The sequence below is a fragment of the Nocardia sp. NPDC058497 genome (genome assembly GCF_042720195.1).
GTDB lineage: Bacteria > Actinomycetota > Actinomycetes > Mycobacteriales > Mycobacteriaceae > Nocardia.
Map to the genome: position 1 here is coordinate 12,153 of NZ_JBHXMY010000120.1, position 969 is coordinate 13,121.

At 71.5% G+C, this 969-nt stretch carries 1 protein-coding gene and 1 pseudogene; one reads left to right on the forward strand and one right to left on the reverse strand.

Annotated elements, in window-relative coordinates; translation table 11 throughout:
* Positions 1-139: 139 nt before the first annotated feature.
* A pseudogene (locus ACFWPJ_RS11275) lies at positions 140-331 on the forward strand (pirin family protein); the annotation flags it as partial.
* 88 nt (positions 332-419) lie between these two features.
* Here the strand turns inward: ACFWPJ_RS11275 and lexA are convergent.
* On the reverse strand, positions 420-969 hold a 550-nt coding region (gene lexA, locus ACFWPJ_RS11280; protein WP_378849746.1), incomplete at its 5' end, for a transcriptional repressor LexA.

Genomic DNA, 969 nt, shown 5'->3' on the forward strand with positions numbered 1-969 from the left:
GCAACTCCGCCCCCCCCGCGCGGCCCCGCGCGCGCCCCGCGGTGCCGGTGCGCGGCGTCTGGGCGCCGGGCACCCCCCGGGGCCCCGACCGCGTTACCCGCTATACGGACCCAAGTCCGGATAACGGAAGGCGGCGATGATGGTGACGGCCCAGGTTCAGGTGGTGCCCGGCGCGGACCGCGCGCACTGGTGGAACGAGTGGCTCGACTCGCGGCAGTCGTTCCCGGCGACCGGCAACTTCGCGCTCGAGGACCATGCGCATGGTCTGCTCCTAGCGCACAACGAGGACACCGTCGGCCCGGGCGAGGGCTTCGACACCGCGCCTGACCGCCGCCGGCGGCCACCGCGTCACCGCGCTGACCGCCGCCGAGCTGCTGATCTGGGAGATGGACGTGTCCGTGCGCCGCTGAGCGCGATGCTCAGATCTTGCGGATGACGGTGACGACCTTGCCGAGGATTTGCGCGTCGTTGCCCGGGATCGGTTCGAAGTGCGGGTTGTGTGGCATCAGCCACACGTCCTTACCGGTGCGCTTGAACGTCTTCACGGTCGCTTCGCCGTCGATCATGGCGGCCACGATGTCGCCGCCCTCGGCGACGTTCTGCTGCCGGACCACGACCCAGTCGCCGTCGCAGATGGCCGCGTCGACCATCGACTGGCCGACGACTTTCAACAGGAACAGGGAACCGTCGCCGACGAGCTCGCGGGGCAGCGGGAAGACGTCTTCCACGGCCTGCTCGGCCAGGATCGGCCCACCGGCGGCGATCCGGCCCAGGACCGGGACGAAGGTCGGTGTCGGCCGGTTCGCGTCGACGTCGTCGGCCGGTTCGGCGGGCAGCGTGGTCACCGAGCGGACCGCCTCGTCGAGACCGCGGACGTTCACCGCGCGCGGGCGATTCGGGTCGCGGCGCAGATAGCCCTTGCGCTCGAGCGCCCGGAGCTGATGGGCCACCGAGGAGGTGGAGGTGAGC